This window comes from Pediococcus stilesii (assembly GCF_001437075.1).
Taxonomy (GTDB): Bacteria; Bacillota; Bacilli; order Lactobacillales; family Lactobacillaceae; genus Pediococcus; species Pediococcus stilesii.
This window is the reverse complement of sequence record NZ_JQBX01000015.1, coordinates 13,333-34,084: the sequence shown is the minus strand read 5'-3', so window position 1 is coordinate 34,084 and position 20,752 is coordinate 13,333. Positions and strand designations below refer to the sequence as shown.

At 37.6% G+C, this 20,752-nt stretch carries 21 protein-coding genes and 1 pseudogene; 21 read left to right on the top strand and 1 reads right to left on the bottom strand.

Annotated features, from left to right (window positions below; genetic code table 11):
- The first annotated feature begins 1 nt into the window (after position 1).
- The 8 genes from IV81_RS07200 (at position 2) to IV81_RS07165 (ending at position 6,675) form a co-directional block, all read left to right on the top strand.
- The gene (locus IV81_RS07200; RefSeq protein ID WP_057803740.1) at positions 2 to 613 is read left to right on the top strand and encodes a LysM peptidoglycan-binding domain-containing protein; all 612 of its coding nucleotides are present in this window, start codon (positions 2 to 4) and stop codon (positions 611 to 613) included.
- A gap of 23 nt (positions 614 to 636) precedes the next feature.
- Positions 637 to 1,317, top strand: a complete 681-nt coding sequence (cmk, locus tag IV81_RS07195; protein ID WP_057803738.1) for a (d)CMP kinase — start codon at positions 637 to 639, stop codon at positions 1,315 to 1,317.
- Positions 1,318 to 1,391: 74 nt separating this feature from the next.
- Positions 1,392 to 2,600, top strand: coding sequence for a 30S ribosomal protein S1 (gene rpsA / locus IV81_RS07190; protein WP_057803736.1), 1,209 nt, complete (start codon positions 1,392 to 1,394; stop codon positions 2,598 to 2,600).
- 132 nt (positions 2,601 to 2,732) lie between these two features.
- A complete protein-coding gene (gene der / locus IV81_RS07185; RefSeq protein WP_057803734.1) occupies positions 2,733 to 4,040 on the top strand; it encodes a ribosome biogenesis GTPase Der in 1,308 nt (435 codons plus the stop codon).
- 172 nt (positions 4,041 to 4,212) lie between these two features.
- Positions 4,213 to 4,488 carry an HU family DNA-binding protein gene (locus IV81_RS07180; RefSeq protein WP_057803732.1) on the top strand — a complete coding sequence of 92 codons (276 nt, stop codon included), beginning with the start codon at positions 4,213 to 4,215 and terminating at the stop codon, positions 4,486 to 4,488.
- Between the two features lie 82 nt (positions 4,489 to 4,570).
- Complete coding sequence (locus IV81_RS07175; RefSeq protein WP_338045634.1) at positions 4,571 to 5,827, top strand: tetratricopeptide repeat protein; 1,257 nt, start codon at positions 4,571 to 4,573, stop codon at positions 5,825 to 5,827.
- Positions 5,828 to 5,894: 67 nt separating this feature from the next.
- Positions 5,895 to 6,146 carry a hypothetical protein gene (locus tag IV81_RS07170; RefSeq protein WP_236696848.1) on the top strand — a complete coding sequence of 84 codons (252 nt, stop codon included), beginning with the start codon at positions 5,895 to 5,897 and terminating at the stop codon, positions 6,144 to 6,146.
- Positions 6,147 to 6,204: 58 nt separating this feature from the next.
- Positions 6,205 to 6,675 (top strand): nucleoside 2-deoxyribosyltransferase, encoded by a 471-nt coding sequence (locus IV81_RS07165; protein ID WP_057803726.1) that lies wholly within the window; start codon positions 6,205 to 6,207, stop codon positions 6,673 to 6,675.
- 63 nt (positions 6,676 to 6,738) lie between these two features.
- Here IV81_RS07165 and IV81_RS07160 read toward each other — a convergent pair whose 3' ends face one another.
- The gene (locus tag IV81_RS07160; protein WP_057803725.1) at positions 6,739 to 7,620 is read right to left on the bottom strand and encodes a YitT family protein; all 882 of its coding nucleotides are present in this window, start codon (positions 7,618 to 7,620) and stop codon (positions 6,739 to 6,741) included.
- A 113-nt stretch (positions 7,621 to 7,733) separates the two neighbouring features.
- On the opposite strand from IV81_RS07160, the gene IV81_RS07155 reads away from it, so the two are divergent.
- The 13 genes and pseudogenes from IV81_RS07155 to IV81_RS09640 all read left to right on the top strand — a co-directional run.
- A complete protein-coding gene (locus IV81_RS07155; RefSeq protein WP_057803723.1) occupies positions 7,734 to 8,948 on the top strand; it encodes a CCA tRNA nucleotidyltransferase in 1,215 nt (404 codons plus the stop codon).
- Positions 8,945 to 10,822 (top strand): ribosomal protection-like ABC-F family protein, encoded by a 1,878-nt coding sequence (gene abc-f, locus IV81_RS07150; protein ID WP_057803721.1) that lies wholly within the window; start codon positions 8,945 to 8,947, stop codon positions 10,820 to 10,822. The genes IV81_RS07155 and abc-f overlap by 4 nt, the downstream gene beginning before the upstream one ends.
- Before the next feature lie 10 nt (positions 10,823 to 10,832).
- Positions 10,833 to 11,783, top strand: coding sequence for a thymidylate synthase (locus IV81_RS07145; protein WP_057803719.1), 951 nt, complete (start codon positions 10,833 to 10,835; stop codon positions 11,781 to 11,783).
- 28 nt (positions 11,784 to 11,811) lie between these two features.
- On the top strand, positions 11,812 to 12,294 hold the full coding sequence (locus IV81_RS07140) for a dihydrofolate reductase (protein ID WP_057803758.1): 483 nt from the start codon (positions 11,812 to 11,814) through the stop codon (positions 12,292 to 12,294).
- A gap of 210 nt (positions 12,295 to 12,504) precedes the next feature.
- On the top strand, positions 12,505 to 13,902 hold the full coding sequence (locus IV81_RS07135; protein WP_236696849.1) for an amino acid ABC transporter substrate-binding protein/permease: 1,398 nt from the start codon (positions 12,505 to 12,507) through the stop codon (positions 13,900 to 13,902).
- The gene (locus IV81_RS07130) at positions 13,899 to 14,636 is read left to right on the top strand and encodes an amino acid ABC transporter ATP-binding protein (protein ID WP_057803716.1); all 738 of its coding nucleotides are present in this window, start codon (positions 13,899 to 13,901) and stop codon (positions 14,634 to 14,636) included. Before IV81_RS07135 ends, IV81_RS07130 begins: the two co-directional genes overlap by 4 nt.
- Before the next feature lie 294 nt (positions 14,637 to 14,930).
- Positions 14,931 to 15,776, top strand: a complete 846-nt coding sequence (locus IV81_RS07125) for a DegV family protein (protein WP_057803714.1) — start codon at positions 14,931 to 14,933, stop codon at positions 15,774 to 15,776.
- A 59-nt stretch (positions 15,777 to 15,835) separates the two neighbouring features.
- A complete protein-coding gene (locus IV81_RS07120; protein ID WP_057803712.1) occupies positions 15,836 to 16,759 on the top strand; it encodes an SGNH/GDSL hydrolase family protein in 924 nt (307 codons plus the stop codon).
- An 8-nt stretch (positions 16,760 to 16,767) separates the two neighbouring features.
- Positions 16,768 to 17,358 (top strand): YpmS family protein, encoded by a 591-nt coding sequence (locus IV81_RS07115; RefSeq protein WP_057803711.1) that lies wholly within the window; start codon positions 16,768 to 16,770, stop codon positions 17,356 to 17,358.
- A 13-nt stretch (positions 17,359 to 17,371) separates the two neighbouring features.
- Positions 17,372 to 17,596 (top strand): YozE family protein, encoded by a 225-nt coding sequence (locus tag IV81_RS07110; protein WP_057803708.1) that lies wholly within the window; start codon positions 17,372 to 17,374, stop codon positions 17,594 to 17,596.
- Positions 17,596 to 19,011 carry a S41 family peptidase gene (locus tag IV81_RS07105; RefSeq protein WP_057803706.1) on the top strand — a complete coding sequence of 472 codons (1,416 nt, stop codon included), beginning with the start codon at positions 17,596 to 17,598 and terminating at the stop codon, positions 19,009 to 19,011. Before IV81_RS07110 ends, IV81_RS07105 begins: the two co-directional genes overlap by 1 nt.
- Positions 19,012 to 19,117: 106 nt before the next feature.
- Positions 19,118 to 20,455, top strand: a complete 1,338-nt coding sequence (locus IV81_RS07100) for a Na+/H+ antiporter NhaC family protein (protein WP_236696847.1) — start codon at positions 19,118 to 19,120, stop codon at positions 20,453 to 20,455.
- 7 nt (positions 20,456 to 20,462) lie between these two features.
- Positions 20,463 to 20,693, top strand: a pseudogene (locus IV81_RS09640) (pyridoxamine 5'-phosphate oxidase); the annotation flags it as partial.
- Between the last annotated feature and the right edge of the window lie 59 nt (positions 20,694 to 20,752).

Genomic DNA, 20,752 nt, shown 5'->3' with positions numbered 1-20,752 from the left:
CATGAGCGAAAAAAAAGACGACAGCTTAAAAGATGATCAAACACCAGACGAGAATCAAGGTTCGCCGAAATCTGATGCTTCGAGTGCTGCAGGTCGAGGACAGTTTCATAAAAAGAAACGGGGTCCCAAAAATTTAATGGGCTCTCTAATTTGGGTAATTATTATTTTAGCAATTGCATCGCTAGCATATTACATGACCCAACGACAAGATTTTCAACAAAAGACGGCAAACACAACTACGACTCAAGTTGCTAAGTCTTCTACTAGCAAAGAGAAATCGGATAAGAAGAAATCTTCTAAGGCAAGTAGCAAGAGTTCAGAGTCTAGTTCAGCAAAATCTAAATCTTCTGAAACAAGTTCAAGTGCCACAAGTTCAAGTGCTGCCGAAACCTCTTCGGTTGAAACGAGCAGCTCAAGTGCCGTTATTTCATCTTCATCATCAGTAAGTGATAATAATTCCGCACAGGGTAACTCTTATGCAACCGTGCAATCGGGACAAGGATTATACCGAGTGGCCGTAAATAATGGAATTAGTGTCCAAAAATTGATGGAATTAAATGGACTATCAAGTGGTTCGGATATTAAACCAGGACAACAATTGCGAGTTAAATAATAAAAAGGGACGTTATTAATTATATGAATGAAAAATATCAAATTGCAATCGATGGTCCCGCTTCTGCAGGAAAAAGTACTGTTGCAAAAATTGTGGCAAAAGATTTACAATACGTTTATTGCGATACGGGTGCAATGTATCGTGCAGTGACGCTGAAAGCAATGGAAAATGGTATCGACGTTAACGATGAAATTAAAATTGGTAAAATGCTGGATGATACTAAAATCACCTTTAAGCCAGGGGACCCCGTTCAAAAAGTGTTTTTGGACGGAACGGAAGTCACAGAAAAGATTCGTCAAACAAACGTTACTAACTTGGTTTCAACAGTTGCCGCTCAAAAGCGGGTCCGTGAAGTTTTGACAGATTGGCAACGTCAGCTTGCAAGCGACGGTGGAATCGTTATGGACGGTCGTGACATCGGTTCATCCGTGCTACCCAAAGCTGAAGTTAAAATTTTTTTGATTGCTAGCGTAGATGAGCGTGCTGAACGGCGCTACAAAGAAAATTTAGCTAAGGGAATGAATGTTAGTCTCGATCAGCTAAAAAAAGAAATTGAAATTCGAGACCAAAAAGATTCAACTCGAAAGATTTCTCCACTTACGAAGGCCGCGGACGCGGTAGAGGTAGATACAACTTCAATGACCATTGACGACGTAGTAAATAAGATCTTAGAAATCGTTGATAGCGTCTCAATGAGAAAGTGATAACTATTACTAGCAATTAGAGGAGTTTTTCGATATCATATATGTATAAGTGCTGTAAAAGGGGGATTATTCGGATGGCCGAAAATGATGTTAATCAAAACAGTGATTTACTCAACGCAATTAATAGCGTTGAAGAAGTAAAAGTTGGTGATGTAGTTACCGGTGAAGTATTGGATATTGATGACGATCGTCAAGTGATCGTTGGAATTCAAGGAGCTGGTGTAGAAGGTGTCGTACCTTTACGCGAACTTTCAACTCAACACATCGACAACATCAACGATGAAGTAAAAGTTGGTGATGAATTAGAACTTGTTGTTATTTCTAGAATTGGAGATGACAAAGAAGGTGGAAGTTACCTTCTTTCACGCAAGCGTCTATTAGCCCGTAAAGTATGGAAAGATATTGAAGAAAAAGCTGCAAATAATGAAACTCTTGATGTTCCTGTAACTCAAGTTGTTAAAGGTGGATTAGTTGTTGACGCTGGTGTTCGTGGATTTATTCCAGCTTCAATGATTGAAAACCGCTTTGTGGATGATCTTAATGCTTATAAGGGACAAACTCTTAAAGTTCAAATTATTGAAGTTAAACCCGAAGACAACCGTTTAATTCTTTCACACAAGGCTGTTTTAAACGCTGAACGTGAAGAAAAACGCGGCGAAGTACTTGCTTCTCTAAAAGAAGGCGATGTTGTAACTGGTAAAGTTGCACGTTTAACAAACTTTGGTGCCTTTGTGGATCTTGGTGGAATCGACGGACTTGTTCATATTTCAGAAATTTCGTATGAACGCGTTGAAAAACCATCTGACGTTCTTAAAGCAGGCGAAGAAGTCCAAGTTAAGGTCCTTTCAGTGGATCCTGAAAAGGAACGTGTTTCACTTTCAATCAAGCAAACTCAACCTGGTCCTTGGGATGATATCGCTGAAAAAGCTCCAGAAGGTGCTGTTTTAGATGGTAAAGTTAAACGTCTAACAGACTTTGGTGCCTTTGTTGAAGTGTTCCCTGGAGTAGAAGGTTTAGTTCATATTTCACAAATTTCTCACAAGCATATTGCAACGCCGGCAGATGTTTTGGAAGAAGGACAAGACATTAAAGTTAAAGTTCTTGAAGTTCATCCAGAAGAACGTCGTTTGGCATTGTCAATTAAAGCTTTAGAAGAAGCTCCTAAGAGTGAAAAGAAGCCTGCCGCACCTGCTGCAGATTTTAGCAAGGATATGCCTGAAGAGACAACTGGTTTCACTTTGGGTGATATTATTGGTAAAAGCTTAGACGATTCAAATAAATAATTACAATTGTTAGGATTAATAATTTAACATGTTTCTGTGCTAAATTATGCCTATCAACTCAGTTAGAGAGGCCTTGGCGGAGAATGATAGTCTGTCCAAGACCTTTTTCTTTGGAAAGAAAGGGGGCTAAAAATGAGTAACCCAACAGTAGCAATAGTTGGTCGCCCTAATGTCGGAAAATCAACTATTTTTAACAGAATTGCGGGAGAGAGAATTTCAATTGTGGAAGATACTCCCGGTGTCACAAGAGATAGAATTTACACTCATAGCGAGTGGTTAGGACATAATTTTAATTTAATTGATACGGGTGGGATTCAAATTGGTGATGAGCCATTTTTAGAGGAAATTCGTGATCAAGCTGAATTAGCAATCGATGAGGCGGACGTTATCGTCTTCCTTGTCAGCGCTCGAGAAGGCGTTAGCGATGCCGATGAAGTCGTTGCTAAAATCCTGTACAAGGCGGATAAACCGGTTATTTTAGCCGTAAATAAGGTGGACAACCCTGAATTAAGACAAGATATTTATGATTTCTATAGTCTTGGTTTTGGTGAACCGTTTCCAATTTCAGGAAGTCATGGACTAGGTCTTGGAGACTTGTTAGATGAGATAATTTCTAAATTCCCCGAAGATCAAGCAAATGAAGAAGATGATGCGATTCGATTTAGTTTGATTGGTCGGCCAAACGTTGGGAAATCATCTTTGGTTAACGCTATTCTAGGTGAACATCGGGTGATTGTTTCAGATATTGCCGGAACAACGCGCGATGCCATCGACACAAGATTTACGGATGGTGATGACGAATTTGTCATGGTTGATACGGCCGGAATGCGCAAAAAAGGTAAAATTTATGAAAATACCGAACGTTACAGTGTGATGCGTGCGATGAAGGCGATTGATAACAGTAACGTCGTATTAGTCGTTTTAAACGCTGAAGAGGGAATTCGCGAACAAGATAAGCGGATTGCCGGGTATGCACACGAGGCAGGCCGCGGTATCATAATTGTCGTCAATAAATGGGATACCTTGAAAAAAGATAATCATAGTTTATCTAACTTTGAACAGGCAATTCGTCAAGAATTCGCCTACTTGAGTTATGCGCCAATTATTTTTGTTTCGGCTGTTACAAAGCAAAGACTATCGCAACTTCCCGAATTAATTAAAAAGGTGGACCATAATCATCGCCGTCGGATTCAATCTTCTGCGTTGAACGATGTTTTAATGGACGCGATTGCTGTGAATCCAACTCCAAGCGAGAACGGAAAACGTTTGAGAGTGTACTACGGTACGCAAGTTAGCACTGAGCCACCAACATTCGTAATCTTTGTTAATGACCCCGATTTAATGCATTTTTCGTATGAACGATTTTTAGAAAATAAGATTCGTGAAGCATTTGATTTTGAGGGGACACCCGTTCATTTAATCGAACGAAGAAGAAAATAAGTATTTTTATCCTTCAAAAGATAGCAAAAGGGTAAAAAAGCTTGTCACATCAGCGTTTGTGTGATATATTTCAAGTTGAAATAATATCAGATTATTGTTTCAACATTTTTGATCCTTTCAGAAATGACAAAACATTTTAGTTTTGATAATTAATTTTCAGGAGGTGAATTACATGGCAAACAAAGCAGAATTAGTTGATAACGTTGCAAAGAAAACTGGTTTAACCAAGAAGGATGCAACTGCAGCAGTTGACGCTGTATTTAGCTCAGTTCAAGACGACTTGAAGAAGGGCGAAAAAGTTCAATTGATCGGTTTTGGTACTTTTGAAGTACGTAATCGTGCAGCTCGTAAGGGCCGTAACCCACAAACTGGTAAAGAAATCGAAATCGCAGCAAGTAAGGTTCCTGCATTTAAGCCTGGTAAGGCATTGAAGGACGCCGTTAAATAAGCGGATTTCTGAACTTTAGTCAGCATGGCTTATTGTTATGCTGGCTTTTTGTTTGCCCTGTAAAATAATTATGGATAATAACATGTCATATTCACAAAAAGCATTGGAAGCATTAGAATCCGGACAGATTGAAGAATCAAATCGACTCTACAGCTGGGCTTTAAGAAAAGATGATGATGAAACACTATACAATCTTGCGGGTGAATTATTTGCGCTCGGCTTTGATGGTAAGGCGCTTCGAATATATGAAAAACTTCTTAAAGAATATCCTGATGACGATGAATTGCTAGTATTAAGTGCCGAAATTTTGGTCGATCAGGGAGAAAATGATAAGGCTTTGGCTGACTTAAATAAAGTACGCCCTGATTCCGATTTTTATCTTTCTTCTTTAATGGTTCAAGCAGATTTGTATCAAACAGAAGAATTGTACGAAGTCTCCGAAGAAAAGTTAAAAGAGGCCGTTAAAATCTCACCAAAAGAGCCAGCCATTCTATTGGCGTTGGGCGAGTTATATTATACGACGCAAGACTACTCCAAGGCAGTTAAATATTATTTAGCACTGATTAAGAGTGGAATCTCCAGTATTTCTCAAATTAACGTTGTTGAAAGATTGGCAGTATCGTACGCTTCCTATGGTAAGTTTGAAAAAGCCATTGCTTATTTCGAACAAATTCACGAAGAAGATCTAACATCCGATATTTTAATGCAAGAAGGAATTACGTATCTACAAATTGATGAAAATGAAAAAGCTCAAGAAGTTCTTGAAAAAGTAATTGAACAAGATCCAACGTACAGTAGCGCCTATCCGTACTTGATTACTGCATATGGCAAAGATGAACAATGGGATAAAGGACTGACTGCTGCGCAAGAGGGGCTAGCGGTTGATCAATACAATCCTGAATTATACCTTCAAGCGGCAGAAATGGCTGAACACGCCCATGATGACGAACTGGTGGAAAAATATCTGTCAGAGGCTGTTGAACTTGCTCCAGAAAATACGGAGACTTTAATTCGAATCACTGATTTTTATAATAGATTAGGTCGCTATGATGATGTGTTGAACTTTGCAAATCAAGAAATAACAGATGCACAACTGAATTGGAATATCGCTTTAGCATTTTGGAAGAAAGACGATTTTAAAAATGCCAAGGCATATTTCGAACCTGCATTTACTGACTTGCAGGATAGTCCTAACTTTTTGAACGATTATTACCACTTCTTGCGGGAAAATGGGCAACTGGAGCAAGCAGTGGATGTTATCCGTAGATACGTTAAATTAGTACCTACAGATGTTAGTATGCAAGATGAATTAGAGCAATTGGAGGAACAAGGCTATTAATAATTTAAGTGAAGAATTTAAGATTAAAAAATGGTCGCCAAAGTTTAATAAAAAAATGGTTGAAGTGATGCGAAAAAATCATTTTAAGGCTGATGTAATTACTGACTTTCAGGAATTTAATCAACAAGATTTCGTTCACCAACAGGAAACAATGAAAAATATCATTTCAAAAATGTACTCGATCATAATTTTAACTAGCTTTAATGAACGAACCGTTTTTGCGGTTGTTGGGAAAGACGTAAACGGTAACTATTTTTATGCCATTGATAAAAATGCCTTAGGTCAAATTTCGGTTGAAGAATTGAAAGCTTTACTCTAAGATTACTGAATTTTATGTTATAGTAGTTACACATAAGTTGAAGGAGTGGTTAGAGATAATGGCAAATACCGTATATTTGGCAGCACCTTTTTTTAGTGATTTACAGATTGAACGAGTTCGAAAAGTTGAGGAGCTTTTGAAAAAAAACTCAACGATTGACTCAGAAGGAATCTTTGTTCCAATGGATCACCAGTACGAGGAAGAAGAGTTTGGAAGCTTTAAATGGCAAGTAGGCGTGTTTGAGACTGATGTACGCCAAGTTCGGAAGGCAGACATTGTTGTTGCAATTCTAGACTATACAACGCAAGATAAAGAAGTTATTTCAGATCCTGGAACCGTGTTTGAGATCGGAACGGCCTTTGAACATGGCACGCCGGTTGTATTGGTTCAATTTGACGATACGAATAAGATTAATTTAATGCTTGCTCGTAGTCATACTGCCTTTTTCAATGGTAAAAAAATTGATGAATTAGCAACTTATAATTTTGACATTTTACCACCAATGTACTCTGACTTAACGGTTTTTTAATTAAATAAAAACAAAAACATGGGATTTTGCCATTCATTACTTAAGGCAAAAGTCCCATGTTTTTTAAAGTCTAATTTTATTGCTAGAACTTGGTGAATCGTACGTGAAACCTTCGCCAATTGCTTCGTGAACGTCGATAACGGAAGTGAATGCGTGGGGGTCGATTCGATCGATAATGCGTTTCGCCACATTTAATTCATTCGGTCCAATCACGCAATAGACCATGTCGCGTTCTTCTTTTGAATATGCTCCTGACATATGAAGATAGCTTGCGCCTCGTTCTAATTCATCCATCAACGCGTCGGCAATTTCATGATTTTTACTGCTAATAATCAGTAAACCGTGGCCAGCATATGCACCAACTTGAGTAAGTGAAACCAAGCGTGAGAAGACGTACGCGGCCAGTAGCGTATACATCATGTGTAAGACATCGATATAGCATAGTGAGATGGTTAAAACAACGGCGTCAAGGGCAAATAAGGTATGTCCCATTGGAATTCCACGGCGTTTCTCTAGAATTCGAGCAACAACGTCGGTACCGCCGGTTGTACCGCCGAAGCGATAAACCAAACCACTTCCTAATCCACCAGCAATTCCGGCTAAAATACCAGCAATAAACATATCATGGTGAATATTTAATGCAATTGGTACTCGTTGCCAAACGTATAACCAAAACGAAAGTGCAAAAGTCCCGAATATAGTGTAAATTAAAGCTCGTTTACCCAAAAAACGATAACCAATGAAAATTAACGGTATGTTAATTAAAATGGTTGAGAGGGCCGGGTCGACGCCCAATAGTGCTCGGATAATTAAGGTAATACCAGTAACGCCACCCTCAGCCAAGTTATTAGGAATGTTAACAACTGCAAGTCCTAAACCGTATAAAGAACATCCCAATGTAATCATTATAAAATCTAAGAAGCGAACAGATTCATCTTTTTGCATAATGAACCTCCTTATATTTCTAACATGTCTGAAATAATCATACCATAGGCGGTAAGTTCCTTTTCAAAACAAGACTTAATTCTGTTAATATTAAAAGTAGAATGGATGTGAGAATGGTGCAAATAGAAAAAATGCCCCAAGAGTTTGAAGATGCTCGAACCGTTTTACAACAAATTGAAAACGCGGGTTATGAAGCATACTTTGTTGGTGGAAGCGTACGTGATACGCTTTTAAATAAGAAAATTCATGATGTCGATATTGCTTCCAGCGCGTATCCTGCAGAAATAAAACAAATTTTTAAAAAAACAATTGATACTGGAATTGAGCATGGCACGGTTATGGTAATTCATGATGGAAATGGATATGAAGTAACCACGTTTAGAACTGAAAGTGGTTATCAAGATTTTCGCCGTCCAGATAAGGTAACCTTTGTCAGATCGCTAAAAGAAGATCTGATGCGTCGCGATTTTACAATTAATGCGTTGGCCTTACGAGAAGATCGAACGATTATCGATATTTTTGATGGTGTTGATGATTTAAATAAAAAAATAATCAAAGCTGTTGGCGATCCGCATGAGCGTTTCCATGAAGATGCATTACGAATGATGCGAGCGGTTCGTTTTGCAAGCCAATTAGATTTTGTAATCAATAAGCAAACGCTGAGTGCTATCAGTGAAAATAATTATCTTTTGGCTAAAATATCGGTTGAAAGAACCCTCGTAGAGTTTCAAAAAATGATGCTTGGTCAAAATCCAAATCGTGGTTTAATTGATATGCTGGGAACGGGACTAAGCGAGTATTGTCCAGGTTTTAAGAATCAGAAAAACAAATTAAGAAAACTAACTGATTTAAAGCTTAATCAACTAGCAAATGAAGAGCAGGTTTGGACTTTGATTACTTGGTTATTAGAAATCGACCAGACTCAAATCACGAGCTTTTTAAAACAATGGAAAACTTCAAATGATGTAATTAAAAGTGTAATTGCAACCACTTCAGTTTTAGAAATGCAAAATGATGTAAAAGTGGATCGTATGCGCCTATTTAAAGCGGGAAAAATTAACGTTCAAAATGCCATTCAAGTTTCCGGAATTTTAGGGAAAGATCAAACAAAATGGATGACAGTCTACAGTCAACTTCAAGTAAAGAACGCAAATGAAGTCGCAATTACTGGAAAAGACTTAATTAAAGCTGGAGTCGTTAAACCAGGTCCAGAAATGGGAATAATTTTAAATAGAATTAAAGAAATGATCATTAATGATCAAGTTCAAAACGAGCATACGCAATTATTAAAATTAGCAAATACAATACAGAAAGATAGTCGAGCATGAAAATATTAAAAGGTAAGCAGTTAACCAAAACATATGGCGAAAAAAAGCTTTTTAAATCAATCGATTTTGTGATTAATGAACGTGATCGTATCGGTTTAATTGGAACAAATGGCTCTGGAAAGACCAATCTACTCAATGCAATTTCGAATATTGATCCGGCCGATTCAGGACAAATTGAGACTCCCAATGATTATCGAATTGCTTACTTGAAACAAAGCGAAGAAATTAGTCAGTTTAAAACCGTGCGTGATTTTATATACAGCGGTGATTTACGCGTTTTTCAGGTAATTAAGCGTTATGAAGAAATTTTGGAGAAGTATACGGCTGATCCAACAGCCGATGGGCTTTTTGAAAAATTTTCTAAATTGGAAAACGAAATGAACCAATTGGATGCGTGGAATACTGAGAGTAATATTAAAACTATACTAACTCAATTACATGTTGATATGTTGGATTCGAACATCAATGAACTCTCGGGTGGTCAGGTTAAACGAGTTGCCTTGGCTCAGGCGTTGTTGGAACCGGCTGATTTATTGATTTTAGACGAGCCAACTAATCATTTAGACTTTGATTCAATTGAATGGCTGGAAAAATATTTAGCTGATTATAAGGGATCATTATTGCTTGTTACACATGATCGCTACTTTTTGGATAGGGTAACTAACCGAATCTGGGAACTTAGCTTTGGCGAGTTAATTGAATATGAAGGTAACTATCAAAAATATGTTGAACAAAAGGCGCTTCGTGAGCAGCAAAATGAGGCTAGCAAGCAAAAGGAATATAAATTATACAAGCAAGAGTTAGAGTGGATGAAACGTGGACCACAAGCTCGTGGAACTAAACAACAGGCTCGAATTAATAACTTTGAAAAATTAGATCAGTCAGTGCACGCTCCTAAAGAAGTGGAGCAAAACATTGAAATCGGACTTACTCAACAGCGTTTAGGAAAAAAGGTAATCGAAATCAACCAACTTAGTTTAATGGTCGGGAAACATCAGATTACAAACAATTTTTCAAAACTAATTCAAGCTGGCGACCGAATTGGCATTACTGGAGCAAATGGAGCTGGAAAGTCATCGTTTTTAAATGCAATTGCGGGTCTACTACCAATCCAAAGTGGCACCATTGATATTGGCGAAACCGTTAAAATTGGGTATTACACTCAAAAAATGGAACCAATTCCTGAAGATAAGCGCGTGATTAATTATCTGAAGGAAATTGGTCAAGAGGTTACCAACAAAGATGGCGAAAAGGTCAGCGTGACCAGTTTATTGGAACAATTCCTCTTTCCAAGCTTTATGCATGGAAGCTTAATTAAAAAGTTATCGGGAGGAGAAAAGCGGCGGTTATATTTAATTAAAATTTTGATGGAGCAGCCGAACGTTTTACTTCTGGACGAACCAACTAATGATCTTGATATTGCAACGCTGACTGTTTTAGAGGGTTATTTAAATAGTTTCAAAGGAACCATCATCACGGTTTCACATGATCGCTACTTCCTAGATAAAGTGAGCGACCAGCTGCTAATTTTCGATGGCGACGGTCAAATTGAGCAGTTTACGGGGTCGATAAGTGATTATTTGAACCGCCAAAGCACGACGACGACAAAACCCAAATCTCCTGAAAAAAATAATGTTAAAATAGAGCAAATTAAAAAGAAAAAAAGAACTTATTCTGAAGAAAAAGAGTGGCAAACCATTGAGTCTGAAATCGACCAATTAGAGCGACAATCTACGCATGTTAGCAACCAAATGAACGAAAATTCGGCAGATTATGGTAAACTATCGGAGTTACAAAAAGAATTAAACGATATATCAGCTCAACTGGAAGAAAAGATGGAACGGTGGGAGTATTTAGAAAGTTTTGAAGAATAGGAGAATGATAATGCTTGAAGATCAATACCTTGATTTAGAAAGATACGTTTTAGAAAATGGGCATCAAAAAGGTGATCGGACTAATACCGGGACACTAAGCACTTTTGGATATCAAATGCGTTTTGATTTAAGTGAGGGATTTCCTTTACTAACGACAAAACGAGTACCATTTGGACTAATTAAAAGCGAGTTGTTGTGGTTTTTAAAGGGTGATACAAACATTAAATATTTGCTTCAACACAATAACCATATTTGGGATGAGTGGGCTTTTAAAAAATGGATTGAGAGTGACGAATATAAGGGCCCAGATATGACTGACTTTGGACACCGAGCAATAATTGATGCAGATTTTAATGCATTATATAAAATTGAAAAAGAACGATTCAATAACCAAATTTTAGAAAATGATCAATTTGCACAGAAATATGGCGATTTAGGTAATGTCTACGGTAAACAATGGCGGGCTTGGAAAACGAGCACGGGTGAAACGATTGATCAAATTTCAGACGTAATTGAAATGATTAAGAATAATCCTGATTCAAGGCGCATGATCGTTACCGCTTGGAATCCAGAAGATGTACCAACTGCAGCTCTACCACCATGTCATACGTTGTTTCAATTTTATGTTGCCGATGGCAAATTAAGCTGTCAGTTGTATCAGCGTAGTGGTGATATTTTCTTAGGAGTTCCTTTTAACATTGCGAGCTATGCTTTGCTAACGTCTTTGATTGCAAAGGCAACGGGACTTGAAGTTGGTGAATTTGTGCATACCTTAGGCGATGCGCACATTTATTCGAATCATATTGAACAAGTAAAAGAGCAGCTTACTCGAACACCACATGCAACACCCAAACTAAAATTCAATAATGTCCATGATAGTATTTTTGACTATGAGCCAGAAGACATCGCGATTGAAGGCTATGATCCTTATCCGGCAATTAAGGCTCCCGTAGCAGTTTAAATTTTAGGAGGATGTTATCTTGATTTCAATGATTTGGGCCGAAGATTCAAAGCACGGAATTGGCAAGTCACAAACAATTCCCTGGAAAATTCCAGACGATATGCTGTTTTTTAAAAAAACAACAACCGGAAATACGGTCGTTATGGGAAGAAAAACTTTTAATTCGATTGGAAAACCGCTACCTAATCGTGACAACATCGTTTTAACGCATCACACAGACACCCTACCGAATGGGATTGTAGGGGTCAGTTCTTTTGAAGAACTAGAAAAGATCACTGATAATCACTCTGAAAACAAGTACTACGTGATTGGTGGGGCGTTTTTGTATAATCATCTTTTGAAATACGCGGATGAATTATTAGTTACTCGTGTAGATGGTGATTACAATTGCGATGTTTTTGCACCAGCAATTCCGGAAAAAATTTTTAAACTAGTTTCAGAAAAATTGGTAGATAAAACGGAGGCCGCCCCCAAACACAGCTTCCAAGTCTGGCGTCGAATTATTGATTAATTGTATTCTAATTTAAAATAGATCTATTCAGAGGTTCGTGTTTATTTACACGGCCTCTTTTTTGTAATATTAGTTAATGCTTCTCAAAATTAAAAAAATATGATATATTTATTTTAATTTTTAATGTTATATTTTATAACATGGACGGAGGGCGCCATGAAGAGAGCAAGAATTGGATTATTAAGTATCATCTGTGGTGTGATTTTTATAATGGGATTAGCTTTTAGCAAGCCTGTTAATGTGAATGCTGCTGAAAAGGTATACGAAATTGGAACGGATGTTACATACCCACCCTTTGAGTTTGCCAATGATCAAAATAAATACGTTGGAATTGATATCGATATCATGAAGACAATTGCAAAAAACGAAGGGTTTAAAGTGGACATTAAACCAATCGGATTTAACGCCGCGGTTCAAGCACTTGATGCGGGCCAAATTGATGGAATGATTGCGGGTACAACCATCACAAACGAGCGTAAACAAAAAATGGATTTTTCAGACTCATACTTCAAGACCGGCGTAGTTATGGCGGTTGCAAAGAATTCGTCAATCAAATCTTATAGTGATTTAAAAGGGAAGCGGGTGGCGATAAAAACTGGAACGGCTGCGGGAGATTACGCTAAAAGTATTCAGAAAAAATACGGTTTTACGACCGTAACTTTCGATGATTCAAATAACATGTATGATGATGTCTCAACCGGAAATTCCGTCGCCTGTTTTGAAGATCAACCTGTTATGCAATATGCGATAAAAACTGGTGCAAAGTTAAAAATTGTTACAAAACCGGCAGAAGGTGGTTACTATGGATTTGCCGTTAAACGTGGTAAAAATCAAGAACTTCTAAAAAAATTTAATGCCGGTTTAAAAGAAATTAAGGCCAACGGGCAATACGAAAAGATTGTTACAAAATATTTGGGTGCCTCAGCGATGGCTTCCGAAAAGAAGGACAAATCTCAAAATACCTTTGTTGATCTTTGGAATCAAAACAAGGACGCATTAATGGGTGGCTTAGGCCAAACAATTATTTTGACCGTGCTTTCAATCATTTTTGCAACAATATTTGGAGTTTTAATCGGTCTATTGGGTGTCGTGCCGAATAAATTGGCGAATGGCTTTTCAACAACAGTTATTTACGTTTTTAGAGGACTACCTTTACTTGTTTTAGCTTTGTTTATTTATACTGGTGTTCCCAATTTGCTTGGTGAAAAAATTCCGGCTTTCATCGCGGGGATTATTACACTAACCTTGAACGAAGGTGCATATACCGCTGCTTTTGTTAAAGGTGGTATTGAAGCTGTCGATGATGGACAAATGGAAGCGGCCCGTTCACTAGGGTTACCATATGGGAAGGCCATGCGCCGCGTTATTTTACCGCAGGGATTGAAAATAATGGTTCCTTCATTTATTAATCAATTCATTATTACCCTGAAAGACACGTCAATTCTGTCGATTATTGGTATTTTGGAACTGACACAAACCGGTAAAATTATAATTGCTAGAAACTTAGAAGGATTTAAAATTTGGACCATGGTAGCCCTGATCTACTTAATAATCATTACGCTTCTGACGTGGCTATCAAAATGGGTTGAACGGAGGATGAAATCATGAGTGCTAAAATTCAGGTAAATCAATTACAAAAATCATACGGAACAAATGAAGTTCTAAAAGGACTAGACTTAACTGTCCAAGAAAATGAAGTGGTGGTTATGATTGGCCCATCTGGATCTGGTAAGAGCACCTTTCTTCGAACGTTAAATAAATTGGAAGAACCCACCGCTGGTCAAATAATTGTCGATGGTCACGATTTAAACGATGCAAAGATTAATATGAACCATGTCCGCGAAAAAATTGGAATGGTGTTTCAACATTTTAATTTGTTTAACAACTTAACCGTGGGGGAGAATGTGATGCTTTCGCCGGTTGAATTGGGAAAGCTAAACAAGCAGGATGCCAAAGTTGAGGCAAAAGATTTGTTGAAAAGGGTAGGATTGGAAGACAAGTTTGATGCTAATCCCAAGTCACTGTCCGGAGGTCAAAAGCAGCGGGTTGCGATCGCGAGAACATTAGCAATGAAACCGGATATGATACTGTTTGATGAGCCAACTTCGGCGCTTGATCCCGAGATGGTTGGAGATGTGCTTGCGGTAATGAAAGACTTAGCAAAAGACGGGATGACCATGATTGTAGTTACGCATGAGATGGGCTTTGCCAAGGAAGTAGCCGATCGCGTAATTTTTATGGCGGACGGTTATATCATGGAAGAAGGCACTCCAAACGAAATTTTTAGTAATCCACAAAACAAACGAACCAAAGAATTTCTAAATAAGGTTTTGAATGTTTAGTTTTAAAGAGTGACTGATGTTAGAACTCAGTCACTTTTTTGTATATTTAGTGATTTTTGGGAGGTCTCTGATGGCACAGAAAATAAAAAGTACTGGCCGTCTGCACAAGATAAAAATTATTTTGAATAAAAGTTTTTAATAGCGAACAAAAAATGAATTTGGATTGCTATAATAGACTTGTGGAATTAGATGAATATTTTATAATAGTGTGGATGCTTAACCTACTAGAAAAATTCTTCGTTAAGACGGTATTATGTAAATAATAATATTAGAAATAAGGGAAAGTGTGAGAAGATGACCCAGATTAAAATTGTAACTGACTCTTCATGTGGTGTTACTGAAGAGGAAATTAAAAAGTATAACATTTCAATTGTTCCTTTAAGCGTGATGATTGATGATACAGTTTACGTTGAAGGAGAAACAATCAGCAATGATCAGTTTATTAAAAAAATGGCAACCTCGAAATCATTGCCTAAAACCAGTCAACCACCATTAGGCAAGTTTGTAGAAGTGTTCGATAAACTAGGTGAAGATGGTAGCCAAGTCATCAGTTTTAACATGCTGGAGGCAATTAGTGGTACGGTCCATACGGCAGAACAAGCGGCTAAGTTAAGCAAGAGTGATGTAACGGTAGTCGACAGTCAATTTACTGATCGTGCACTAGCATTTCAAGTTTTAGAGGCAGCAAAAATGGCTTTAAACGGGGCTAGTAAAGCAGAAATCTTAGCTAGAGCCGAGCATATCCGAGATCATACGACTTTGTATTTAAGTGTTGTTAATCTAGAAAATCTGGTTAAAGGTGGTCGCTTAAGTAAAATTAGCGGAATGCTTGGTGGCTTATTAAATATAAAATTACTGCTACAGGTGAAAGATGGTAAACTGAACGTGGTTAATAAGGTTCGGGGAATGAAAGCCATGAAAAAAATCTGGCTGGATATTTATCAAAAAATGCAGGAAAGCAAGCAAATCGGAGCCGTTGGAATTTCACATGTCGAGGCTTTTGACATGGTAAACGAAATGAAAGAGCACGTTGGAAAATTTTTCCCAGAGGATAAAATCGTAGTTCGAGAAACGGTACCAATCATTGCAACCCATACTGGTATGGGAGCATTTTGTCTGCTATATTATACTGAAGATTAGTGTTAGGGCTGAAATCGGCGAGCGCGGTTTTAGCCCTATTTATTTTTAGGTGGGAGAAAATGAAGATAATTAAAGAAGTTGGACTTAGCATTATTGGAATTTTGGTCATTACGGTATTAATTTTAGCTGGAATGGGATTCTTTAAAAATAACCCTAGCTCTGAGCCAAATGATGCAAAAAACACCTCAAGTTCGCCAACGACAAAAGTTCAAAAAAGGGTCGATATTCTCGCTTTAGGAGACTCATTGACGCAAGGAGTGGGCGATCTAAAGGACCAAAATGGCTATCAACAACGGTTAGCAAAGAATATCCGTAAAAAGTCTGAAATTAAAAAAGTTCAGGTTTATAATGAAGGAATTAGTGGTGAGAGAAGCGATCAAATTCTAGCAAGGCTAAAAAAGTCATCTAAAATTCAAAAGGAAGTTTCTAAAAGTGAAATTTTAATTGTGACCGCCGGTGGTAACGACCTTTTTCAAAAACTTCAAAAAGATGCTACTGATTCCACCAGTCAAATTACCGTAAACGTAAATAAAGCCAGTCTTGAGTACCAAAAGAATTTACAGGAGATCTTTAAAATTGCGCGAAGAATAAATCCTAAAATAAAAATTGCGATGGTGGGTGTTTATAATCCATTTTTCGTGTATTTTCCAAACGTGACGGCAATTACAAATGCGATTACAACATTTAACGCAACGGCACAGGCAACGACTGATTATTTTACAAACGCAGTATTCGTGGACATCAATGCGCTATCGGTCGGCCAATATAAGACAAGTAGCCAACAGTCAAAATTAGCTAAGGAAAGCACGGAAGATGATATTGCCGTTGTTGAAAAAAGCCAATTAGAACAAAAACAATTTGATACTAAAGAAAAGAATAACTATTTGTCAGATGCGGATCACTTTCATCCAAACAACAAGGGGTATGATATGATGACAGATAAAATATATAAAGGACTTAATAAGGCCGGATTTTTAAAGTAGGTGGTAGAATGAACAAGTATCTATATCGTTTCTGGAAATGGGGTTTCTTGCTCTTATTATCAATCTTTTTGGCTGGCGGAATTTACGTAACTTTCAAAGCTTCCCAACCAATTCATCAGGTTGACAATCAAAATGTTAAAACGATCCGTAACTATGATAAGATTCCAATTAAATTAAAGAAAAACCAAATTAACGACCTCAGTGCCGCATATTTATCACAATTTCAAAAAAATACTGATTTTTCTTACGATTTTAGAATTGGAGAACGTTATGCGATTCTCAGTGGTCAAACGGAGGTGCTGGGTAAAAACATTCAGTTCGCACTCACAATGGTGCCTTCCGTCACTAAGAGTGGCAATATCAAATTAAAAGCACATGGGTTAACGGTCGGAACGTTAAAATTATCGGCTAAAATTATTTTGAAATATATTTCGAGAAACTATAAATTGCCCAATTGGGTTAGCATCGATGGTGATGAAGCACTTTTGAGACTGGATCAAATTAAGACAACAAATAAAGTTAGCTTTGAGGCTGCTCAAATTGACGTCGTTAATAATAATTTTCAGTTTATTATTAATGTCCCTAAGGCTGGCAACTAATGGGAGTGAAAAAATGAAAAGAACGTTTTTCCAATTTCTAATGACACAACGTAATCCACAACCAAATGACGAAGTAGAGGAATTTGCCAATCAAGCTTTTTTTGATCAGTCGTTTCCAAAACAATCTCATGATTTTGACCAAATTAGTAAATACTTAGAATTAAATGGCGGATACTTGCAAAGCATGTCGATTTTTGATGCTGCATGGCAAAGATATTTAGAAAGTGAACAATTTTGATGAAAAAAATAATTAATAAACATCCCTATTGGACGGTGATTCTTTCAATCATCACCGGTATTTTGATTACGATCGCAGTCGGCTTGATTTTCTTTTTTAATTTTTTACGAGGAGATGGAACAAATAATAATTTTAATCGGGTTGCTAGTGTATTTAACCAGATTAATAATGATTATTATCGAAAAGTCGATTCTTCTAAGCTAGCAACTGGTGCCATTGATGGAATGCTTTCAACTTTGGATGATCCATTTTCAAACTACTTAACCGATAATGATGCAACCGATTTAAATGATAGCGTTTCAGGGTCTTTTGGTGGAGTTGGGATTCAAGTTGTTAAAAAAGACAATAAAATTGAAGTTATGTCGACAATTGATGGTACTCCGGCACAAAAGGCCGGTTTGAAGGCTGGTGACGTAATCAATACGGTCGACGGGAAATCTTTAAGTGGGAAGTCATTATCGAAAGCAATGACGCTGATGCGTGGAAAAGTTGGAACTAAAGTTAAGCTGGGACTCCAACGAGGCAACACAACTTTTACTAAGAGCATTACCCGTGCTAAAATCCCAGTCGAAACGGTAACTAGTAAAATGTTGAGCCAAAAAGTTGGTTACATTGCCATTTCTTCCGTGGCGGAAAAAACGTCTAAAGAGCTAAAAGCCGCTTTAAAACGTTTAGACAAGGCAGGGGCTAAATCATACATTATTGATGTTCGCAATAATCCGGGTGGATTAATGGATCAAGCTTTGAAAATGTCATCAATGTTTTTAAAGAACGGTAAAACGATTATGCAGGTGGAAGATCGTAATGGTGATAAGGAGAGCTATAAAGCTTCTAAAAAGTTAGACGGTGGATACAAGGTGAAAAAGCCGGTTGTGGTTATGATTAATGGTGAGAGTGCCAGTGCAGCAGAAATCTTTGCGGCTGCGCTCCATCAATCCGCCAATGTTCCATTGGTTGGTTCTAAGAGCTACGGAAAGGGAACCGTTCAAAACATTACGCAGTATACAGACAGCGATGAATTGAAATTAACCATCGCCAAATGGTTAACTCCAAATGGCACGTGGATTCATAAAAAGGGAATCATTCCCGACTATAAGGCGGATTACCCTGCAATGGCGTATATCACATCATTTGATGAGAAAAAGACGTACACCGTAGGGCAAAGCAATACCGATATTAAAAATTTACAAATTGCTTTGAAAGATTTGGGTTATTATGACGGTACGCCAACATCCGACTTTACTGATCAGTTTGCGACGGCGGTCAAACGTTACCAAAGTGAGAATAAGCTTACAGCTAATGGCCAGGTTGATGCCAAAACAATGCGTTCAATTGAGCAAAAGGTTATTGAAGAGCTTTCGAAGAATGATCCAGCTCTAAAAATGGCAGAAAAAGTTTCAGTAGCAAAAAGATAAGAATCTTTATCGGAATTATGTTAAAAGTAAAGCCCTTTTATAAGGGCTTTTATGATGGGAAAGATTGTACTTTGAATTAAATTATAGAAAAAGATGGGTGTTTAAGATGATGGAAAAAGAGAAACCACGAGACTATAAAGCCGCTGGATTACTTCCACTATTGGTTTTTTTAATGTTATATGTTGGTTGTTTGGTCGCATTTACAATTAAGGGGGCAAAAGATCCTTCGTCATATATGCCGCGTCAGGTTGCAATTTTGATAGCGCTCTTGTTTGCGTTAATCTTTTTTGAGCCTCGTGGCAAGTTTAGCAAAAAGATGAATATTTATCTTAATAACGCCGGTAATGCTGGAGTAATGAATCTTGCATTAATTGTCATGATGGCCGGAGGATTTTCATCAGCCGTAGCAATTTCTGGTGGTGAGTCTTCAATTGTTAACCTTGGAATTTCAATGATTCCAAGTCAATTTTTGGTCCCAGGGATTTTCTTGATTTCGGCGATTATATCGCTATGTATTGGGACATCAACTGGAACAATCGTTACCATGGCTCCAGTAACCTTTTCTCTAGTGGCGGCGGCACATTTAAATGCCGGAATGGCAGGCGCGGCAGTGATTACAGGATCATATTTTGGTGACGGATTATCAATGATTGGCGGGACAACGATTTCTGCTGCAGCTGGCGTTGGATCACCGATGAAAGATAAATTTTTATGGCAGATAAAAATTGCTACACCAGCTGCAATTCTAACAATTATTTCATATATGTTAATGAGTTTACATAACAACAACGCGCACGCCGTTGCTGCTGGAGGCTATAATGTGATTACGATTCTACCGTACATTGTGGTATTGGTATTAGCTGCATTAGGGATGGATGTGGTTTTGGTACTGGCCATTGGAACTGTATTAGCGGGAGCAATTGGAATGGTCCTAGGAAAAGTAACCATTTTTGCTTGTGCGAAAGCCGTTGGTAGCGGAATGGAAAGCATGTTTTGGTTAGCAATTTTTGCTATTATGGTTAATGGAATGGTTGCTTTAATGCGATACTACGGTGGAATTGACTGGCTGGTTGGAATCTTTACTAAAAGAATTCGAAGCAAGGCTAGTTGCGAAGCATTAATTGGAATTTTAAGTTTTTGTGTCACGGGATCAATCGTGAATAACAACATTTCAGTTTTGATTACGGCGCCAATTGCCAGAGATTTAGGTGAACAATATAAAGTTGAAAAAAGAGTATTAGCTGGTATTATTTCAATTTTTGCGGTTTCTGCATCAATGGTAATCCCACAAGATTCGGCAATGATGATGACTTTACAACTTGCGGGGAAGGGAACCAACTACTTAGATTTAATACGATATATGGTTTACCCGGTATTTTTGATCGGTATAACTTTTATTGTTAATTTCATTTCATCAAAAAAGACAACCGATAGTAGCTATTAATTAAAAAATGAAGGGAAGAAAAGTGATGGATTTGACACTCATGAAGGAAATCATTCAAAAAACAAATAAATTAGCACTGAGTACATCATATAATGACCAAGCGGACGTTCGCATTGTAAATTTTGTATGGCAAGAAGAAACGCCAGGGAAGCTATATTTTTCTTCCGTAAAAACTGGTCCTGCATTAAAAGTTTATGCAAAAAATCCGGATGTAGCATTTATTACGATTCCAGATGATGGGGCGTCAGGTAATCCATATCTGAAAGCTACCCACGTGAAAATAAAAAAAGTCGCCCA

Coding starts and splice junctions, on each gene's coding strand:
- IV81_RS07180 (WP_057803732.1), top strand. CDS start 4,213: ATGGCAAACAAAGCAGAATTAGTTGATAACGTTGCAAAGAAAACTGGT.
- IV81_RS07165 (WP_057803726.1), top strand. CDS start 6,205: ATGGCAAATACCGTATATTTGGCAGCACCTTTTTTTAGTGATTTACAG.
- IV81_RS07175 (WP_338045634.1), top strand. CDS start 4,571: ATGTCATATTCACAAAAAGCATTGGAAGCATTAGAATCCGGACAGATT.
- IV81_RS07200 (WP_057803740.1), top strand. CDS start 2: ATGAGCGAAAAAAAAGACGACAGCTTAAAAGATGATCAAACACCAGAC.
- cmk (WP_057803738.1), top strand. CDS start 637: ATGAATGAAAAATATCAAATTGCAATCGATGGTCCCGCTTCTGCAGGA.
- IV81_RS07140 (WP_057803758.1), top strand. CDS start 11,812: ATGATTTGGGCCGAAGATTCAAAGCACGGAATTGGCAAGTCACAAACA.
- der (WP_057803734.1), top strand. CDS start 2,733: ATGAGTAACCCAACAGTAGCAATAGTTGGTCGCCCTAATGTCGGAAAA.
- IV81_RS07105 (WP_057803706.1), top strand. CDS start 17,596: ATGAAAAAAATAATTAATAAACATCCCTATTGGACGGTGATTCTTTCA.
- IV81_RS07160 (WP_057803725.1), bottom strand. CDS start 7,620: ATGCAAAAAGATGAATCTGTTCGCTTCTTAGATTTTATAATGATTACA.
- IV81_RS07120 (WP_057803712.1), top strand. CDS start 15,836: ATGAAGATAATTAAAGAAGTTGGACTTAGCATTATTGGAATTTTGGTC.
- IV81_RS07170 (WP_236696848.1), top strand. CDS start 5,895: ATGCGAAAAAATCATTTTAAGGCTGATGTAATTACTGACTTTCAGGAA.
- rpsA (WP_057803736.1), top strand. CDS start 1,392: ATGGCCGAAAATGATGTTAATCAAAACAGTGATTTACTCAACGCAATT.
- IV81_RS07145 (WP_057803719.1), top strand. CDS start 10,833: ATGCTTGAAGATCAATACCTTGATTTAGAAAGATACGTTTTAGAAAAT.
- IV81_RS07125 (WP_057803714.1), top strand. CDS start 14,931: ATGACCCAGATTAAAATTGTAACTGACTCTTCATGTGGTGTTACTGAA.
- IV81_RS07135 (WP_236696849.1), top strand. CDS start 12,505: ATGGGATTAGCTTTTAGCAAGCCTGTTAATGTGAATGCTGCTGAAAAG.
- IV81_RS07100 (WP_236696847.1), top strand. CDS start 19,118: ATGATGGAAAAAGAGAAACCACGAGACTATAAAGCCGCTGGATTACTT.
- IV81_RS07110 (WP_057803708.1), top strand. CDS start 17,372: ATGAAAAGAACGTTTTTCCAATTTCTAATGACACAACGTAATCCACAA.
- IV81_RS07115 (WP_057803711.1), top strand. CDS start 16,768: ATGAACAAGTATCTATATCGTTTCTGGAAATGGGGTTTCTTGCTCTTA.
- abc-f (WP_057803721.1), top strand. CDS start 8,945: ATGAAAATATTAAAAGGTAAGCAGTTAACCAAAACATATGGCGAAAAA.
- IV81_RS07130 (WP_057803716.1), top strand. CDS start 13,899: ATGAGTGCTAAAATTCAGGTAAATCAATTACAAAAATCATACGGAACA.
- IV81_RS07155 (WP_057803723.1), top strand. CDS start 7,734: ATGGTGCAAATAGAAAAAATGCCCCAAGAGTTTGAAGATGCTCGAACC.